Source organism: Coleofasciculus sp. FACHB-712 (assembly GCF_014695635.1).
In the GTDB taxonomy this organism is placed as follows: domain Bacteria; phylum Cyanobacteriota; class Cyanobacteriia; order Cyanobacteriales; family FACHB-T130; genus FACHB-T130.
In genome coordinates this window covers 1-5,040 of the sequence record NZ_JACJOQ010000459.1, presented here as the reverse complement: position 1 = coordinate 5,040, position 5,040 = coordinate 1, and the positions used below count along the sequence as shown (strand labels likewise).

Below are 5,040 nucleotides of genomic sequence, written 5' to 3'. Positions count from 1 at the left end.
AACTGCCTGGGTGCAAGGCGTACCTTGATATTAGAAACCCTAGCACCCCCCTTAACAGCCGTGTTAGCGCTAGTCTTTTTACAAGAACAACTGACGGCTGCTGCTTGGTGCGGCATTTTATTAACCATTTTGGGCGTCGTCTGGGTGGTGACGGAACGGGTACCTAATTCCACCGCTGAAAGTAAGCATCTGACAATGCGGGGAATTAGCTGGGGTTTACTGGCAGCAGTAGCGCAGGCAACAGGTGCCGTCCTCTCGCGGACAGCCCTCATCCAATCGAGTATCAGCCCCTTGTGGAGTACCTTGGTGCGCTTGGGGGCAGGGGTTCTGGTGCTACTGCTGTGGAAGTTGCTGGGACAGCGTCAAGTCAACGGCTGGCTTAAACCGTTGCAGTCTTGGCGCATTGTAGGAGTCATTGCCATAACCGCTTTTTTCAGCACCTATCTCGGCATCTGGTTGCAACAAATTTCTCTGAAATTCGCCCCCGCAGGAATTGCCCAAACGCTAAGTTCTACTAGCCCGTTGTTTGTCTTACCCCTAGCGATTTGGATGGGCGATGTTGTCAGTTTTCGAGCTATCTTAGGTGTTTTAGTCGCCTTGGGCGGAGTGGCGGTGCTGTTTAGCCTTCGGTAGGGATTTGGTGGGGAAGTGCCTTGAACAGAAAATAGCGATCGCACCATTATACAAGTAGTTTTAGAAACCGAGATTGCTCGATTAATAAAGTCTGAGGCTATGTTTAACCCCTAAAAACATAGCGCCTACTTCAGAAGTAGGCGCTCTCAGCTGAGGAATCTTTAACCCAGTTCTATCACTTTGTCAGAAGGCACAATAATTGGCGATCGCCAGTAGATAGACTAAATAGTTGTATTTTCCCGATCCATCTGGCGTTCAATGGTTTCGATCGCAGCGTTAAGTCCTGCCAATCTCGCCTCTAGATCGTTTCGCATCCATTTCAGGAACCGAAGTCTGCGTTCCTGATAATCTCTACCGGAAACTGGTTGAGATCCCCAACAGGTACTACCCCAAAACGGAAACATAGCGTTCATCCTTAATGTAAGTCTACTTTCATCTTGACCAAATTTTTTGGCAGTAAGGGGACTGAGAATGCAGTGATTACCGTATCTCCAACCAAAAAGAGCGCCCTTCTGATTTGCGATCGCGCTCTCTCCTGAACTTTAATTAAACCGCTGCTTTAGTCGCAAAGCGTCCTGTATTCCGGATAGCATCTAGAAATGCATAGACGGCTGGAGTATGAAGGGCATTTGCGAGAAGCGCTACCCCAATTACTCGCTCTAGAGGTGCTGGCAAGCTGCACACACGCACCCCAGTGGGTACAGGTTCGGCAGCAAGGCGAGGCAGAATTGCCGCCCCTAATCCTTGCGAAACCATGCTGACGATGGTGGAGTCTTCTTTAATTTCATAAGCAATATTGAGCGGGTATTCTGCGATTACCAAGTATTTGCGAATCCACTCATTGCAGGGAATGCCGGAACTAATAATCAAAGGATAAGTGGCTAACTGCTTCCAGGTCACTTTGGCATTACTTAAATTAGTTGTAGGTGGGAGCAGGAGAACGTAATCATCCCGTAAGATTTCCCAAGTTTCAAATTCATTCCCAGCAGGTAAGTAGATAAACCCAATATCGGCATAACCTGCACGCAAAGCGTCTCCTACCCGCGAGTAATCATCACCATCAACGATGCTTACAGTGATATTCGGGAAGCAAGCGCGAAATCGAGCGATCGCTGTCGGGAGTATATGAGTCGCCACACTCCGAAAACAGGCAACTCGCACGTTTCCACCCTGTAAGCCTTTTTCTAAATTGGCTTCCTTCTCCATTGCTTCCAAAAGCTGTAGCAATTTACGAGCATGAGCCGTAACCCTCTCTCCGACTGGGGTAAGACGCGCTCCATAACGTCCGCGAGCCAGCAAGACGACTCCCAATTCTTCTTCAAAACTTGCGATCGCATGACTGATTGCTGACTGCGATACCTCCAACTGCAAGGCGGCTTCGCTGAAGTTGCCGTAGTCTGCCACTGCGACTAAAGCACGAATCTGGGAAAGCTTCATCCGGCTTTTATTGATTTCATTCATGGCGGTTATGCAAGCGGTGTATGCATTGTCGCAAACGCAGTCAAATCATGTCTTCTTCTATATATGAATTTTATTCATACTACCTATACAAATATTGCTTTGTTTATCAAATAACCAAAAGTTACATTGAATTTGTCAGCGAATTTAGGTTGTGCAATCTAGATTTCTTGGTTGAATTAGTCGAGATTTTACAAGCTCCTCTCTAGTTCCACATCACCCATTCAGGTGATTCTACTGGAGGAAGTAAACTTCTAATCTTCAACTTTACTCTGTAATTAACCTTCATCAGTTGCGGCGGAATCAATATTGATAACTGCTGCAAGCAAATAAGTTTGTCTATCCTACTTTTTTGCAGCACAATCTGAAATTTATTCTATCTTGAAGCGAGAGAAAATTATTATGGAAACTTCTGAGAATTGTTTTGAAAAAAAAAGGTTAGAAACTATTTACACCCAGAAGGAGCAGAAGCCTGTTCAGGAGACTAAAGTATTTTCTATTCTGAATAGTGTTTGGCAGCGTTTAGTTACATTCTTGACTCAAGAGCCAGAGATAAAAGTTTGGAAGAAGTCCGACCGCTTTGGAAACATCTGGTGGGAAGGCTACGATCCTTTTAGCGGCAACTCTGCAACTTTTGGTTGTGAATTTGATATGCTGGAATGGGTTGAAAGAAGGTACTACGGAAACAATAAGTCAATGTTTTAAAGAAAAACAAAACATTGGAATCCGGGGACTTTTATCTTCCAGCTAGATTTTCTTGGTAAGCGCTTTTAAAGCGAAACAAAAAGAGTAACACACCAGGAAAATCTTCTCGACGTATTGCACAACCCCTAGCTAATGCTGGGGGGTTTTGGTGGAAGAGAGCGCTCCCTCTCACTCCAACTAAATTTATTTCTGGCGGTTATGAATCGTCTTCAATTCCCATCGTCAAATCTAGAGTCGCACGAGCAACAGCGGCGTGTTCTTCGGCAATATCGGGAGGAGGAGTGGTGATATTTTCGTTTTGACCTTCGACTAGCAGCTTAGGTTTATCGTCCTCTTCCGGTTTCAGAGTAGAGTTATCTAGATTAGCTTGCTCATTTTGGGGAGTCAGTTTCTCATCTGTCATAAGCGTTCTTTTTGCGAAGTATCTTCGATTTCCTTATCGCTTAACCGCTAAGGTCAATCCATCTGCTATGGGGACGAGACTGATAGAAACTCGTTCGTCGCGGTGCAATTTTTCGTTCAAAGCTCGGATATTCTGGGTACTGTTATCCCGATCTTGAGGAGCGGCAACTCGTCCACTCCACAAGACATTATCGATGGCAATTAAACCACCGGGACGCACCAGCTGGAGCGATCGCTCATAATACCCGTCATAATTACTCTTATCAGCATCGATGAACGCAAAATCAAACGTTTGTGCCTCCCCCTGTGCCAATAGCCGATCCAGCGTTTCCAGCGCCGGTGCGATTCGCAGATCGATCTTGTCCGCCACCCCAGCTTCCTGCCAATAGCGCCGCGCTACCGAGGTAAACTCTTCACTGACATCGCAAGCAATAATCTTGCCGTCTGGGGGAAGTGCCAAAGCTACGCACAAAGAACTGTAGCCAGTAAATACGCCCACTTCCAGGGTTTTCTTTGCCCCCATTAGCTGAACCAACAGCGCCATAAATTGCCCTTGTTCTGGGGAAATCTGCATCCTGGCGTAGGGATGATTTGCCGTTTCTTCCCGCAGACGGCGAAGAATCTCTGGTTCTCGCAAGGATGAAGAAAGTAGGTAATCGTAAAGCTGGTCATCTAACCCTAGGGTCTTTTTTGACATGATGGATTTAGAACTCGAAGAACGCACACAGCCTATCCTATCGTTCTGGTTGTGATACGTAGGAAATAGAGGAGAAGTTAAACGCCATGCTGCGAATTATTTTGACAGTGATTTTGCTGGGACTGCTGACAGCTTGCGGCATTGGTGTACCCGCACCAGGTGGTCAACTGGTACAGAAAGCGATCGCGCTTCAAGTCAGCCAAACCCAAAAGCAGCTGAGTCAGCAGTTATTCCAGCAACCCTCTAGCTTTGAAATCGCTCAAATACGAGTGACTCACGAGGAACCTTTGTTGATTCAAAAGTTACCTGCCTACCACATCCAAGGCACCTACAACTTTACCCTGCAACGTCCTAACCATCAGGTAACTCAACAACAAAACCACTTTGATATCTACTTGCAACGCCAAATCGAAGGTAAAACTTGGCGTCTGGCGATTCCCCTATCTACTAGCACAAACACTGAACCGACTTGGCGCACTTGGTTGATTCAATAAACTGATTTTGAGCCATCAATATTTAATAAATTTCTGTTTATCCGGTCCCATCGTTTTCTGCGATCGCCAAAAAAAGGTATTCTTTCCTTTACGTCTTGGCGGTTGAAAAATCTAACTGATGTGAAAGTTGCCAAACTATCACAAACCGCTCTATTACCACAGCTATCCCCAGCCACGATTGAAGCAATTCCTTCAGGCAGAGATGACTGAGATGTATTTCAACTTTATTGGGTTCAGCGTGGGATTAGTCGTTTTAGTGCTGGTCGCTTTTGGTGTAGTGCAAGGATTAAATGTACCAGCAGGTAATTTTATCGATTGGGTAATTGGTGCGGCGAGTTTTTGGTGGCTGCTGGTGATTGTGACAGTTCCGTGGAATATCCACTTTGACGCGAAAGAAGTCATCGCAGAAGCAGCACTGTCAACCGAAAAGGGAATTGCGATTGATGAGAAACAAGTTAAGTATGCCAAAGCGATCGCAAATCGGTCATTTTGGGTAGCGATCGCGCTCCATTTTCTCTCTGCTGCTGGTCTTTATACGCTAGCTGTAACCGGCATCAGTGCCGTTGGATACGTCAGTTCCGGTGCCGCTTTACTATTAACGGCTTTGCGTCCCGCCGTGCGAACCTACGAATATTTAGCCGCCCGGTTGTC

The 5,040-nt window shown here is 46.2% G+C and carries 7 protein-coding genes and 1 pseudogene; 4 read left to right on the top strand and 4 right to left on the bottom strand.

Going from position 1 to position 5,040, the window contains the following annotated elements:
- On the top strand, positions 1 to 633 hold a 633-nt coding region (locus H6F50_RS14630; protein WP_190429259.1), incomplete at its 5' end, for a DMT family transporter.
- 221 nt (positions 634 to 854) lie between these two features.
- Here the strand turns inward: H6F50_RS14630 and H6F50_RS14625 are convergent.
- Positions 855 to 1,037, bottom strand: a complete 183-nt coding sequence (locus H6F50_RS14625) for a hypothetical protein (protein ID WP_190413584.1) — start codon at positions 1,035 to 1,037, stop codon at positions 855 to 857.
- 142 nt (positions 1,038 to 1,179) lie between these two features.
- Entirely contained in the window at positions 1,180 to 2,094 is a 915-nt protein-coding gene (locus H6F50_RS14620) for a LysR family transcriptional regulator (protein ID WP_190429258.1), read from the bottom strand.
- Between the two features lie 399 nt (positions 2,095 to 2,493).
- On the opposite strand from H6F50_RS14620, the gene H6F50_RS14615 reads away from it, so the two are divergent.
- Positions 2,494 to 2,796, top strand: a complete 303-nt coding sequence (locus H6F50_RS14615; RefSeq protein ID WP_190429257.1) for a hypothetical protein — start codon at positions 2,494 to 2,496, stop codon at positions 2,794 to 2,796.
- 196 nt (positions 2,797 to 2,992) lie between these two features.
- On the opposite strand, the gene H6F50_RS14610 is transcribed toward H6F50_RS14615, so the two are convergent.
- Both H6F50_RS14610 and H6F50_RS14605 read right to left on the bottom strand, forming a co-directional pair.
- Positions 2,993 to 3,199, bottom strand: coding sequence for a hypothetical protein (locus tag H6F50_RS14610; protein ID WP_190429256.1), 207 nt, complete (start codon positions 3,197 to 3,199; stop codon positions 2,993 to 2,995).
- A gap of 33 nt (positions 3,200 to 3,232) precedes the next feature.
- The gene (locus tag H6F50_RS14605; RefSeq protein WP_190429255.1) at positions 3,233 to 3,895 is read right to left on the bottom strand and encodes a class I SAM-dependent methyltransferase; all 663 of its coding nucleotides are present in this window, start codon (positions 3,893 to 3,895) and stop codon (positions 3,233 to 3,235) included.
- An 86-nt stretch (positions 3,896 to 3,981) separates the two neighbouring features.
- On the opposite strand from H6F50_RS14605, the gene H6F50_RS14600 reads away from it, so the two are divergent.
- Together H6F50_RS14600 and H6F50_RS14595 are read left to right on the top strand one after the other, a co-directional pair.
- On the top strand, positions 3,982 to 4,389 hold the full coding sequence (locus H6F50_RS14600) for a hypothetical protein (RefSeq protein ID WP_190429254.1): 408 nt from the start codon (positions 3,982 to 3,984) through the stop codon (positions 4,387 to 4,389).
- Positions 4,390 to 4,600: 211 nt separating this feature from the next.
- A pseudogene (locus tag H6F50_RS14595) lies at positions 4,601 to 5,040 on the top strand (hypothetical protein); the annotation flags it as partial.

Excerpts from the sequence above, each read along its gene's own strand:
- H6F50_RS14610 (WP_190429256.1), bottom strand. The coding sequence starts at position 3,199 with ATGACAGATGAGAAACTGACTCCCCAAAATGAGCAAGCTAATCTAGAT.
- H6F50_RS14625 (WP_190413584.1), bottom strand. The coding sequence starts at position 1,037 with ATGTTTCCGTTTTGGGGTAGTACCTGTTGGGGATCTCAACCAGTTTCC.
- H6F50_RS14600 (WP_190429254.1), top strand. The coding sequence starts at position 3,982 with ATGCTGCGAATTATTTTGACAGTGATTTTGCTGGGACTGCTGACAGCT.
- H6F50_RS14620 (WP_190429258.1), bottom strand. The coding sequence starts at position 2,094 with ATGAATGAAATCAATAAAAGCCGGATGAAGCTTTCCCAGATTCGTGCT.
- H6F50_RS14615 (WP_190429257.1), top strand. The coding sequence starts at position 2,494 with ATGGAAACTTCTGAGAATTGTTTTGAAAAAAAAAGGTTAGAAACTATT.
- H6F50_RS14605 (WP_190429255.1), bottom strand. The coding sequence starts at position 3,895 with ATGTCAAAAAAGACCCTAGGGTTAGATGACCAGCTTTACGATTACCTA.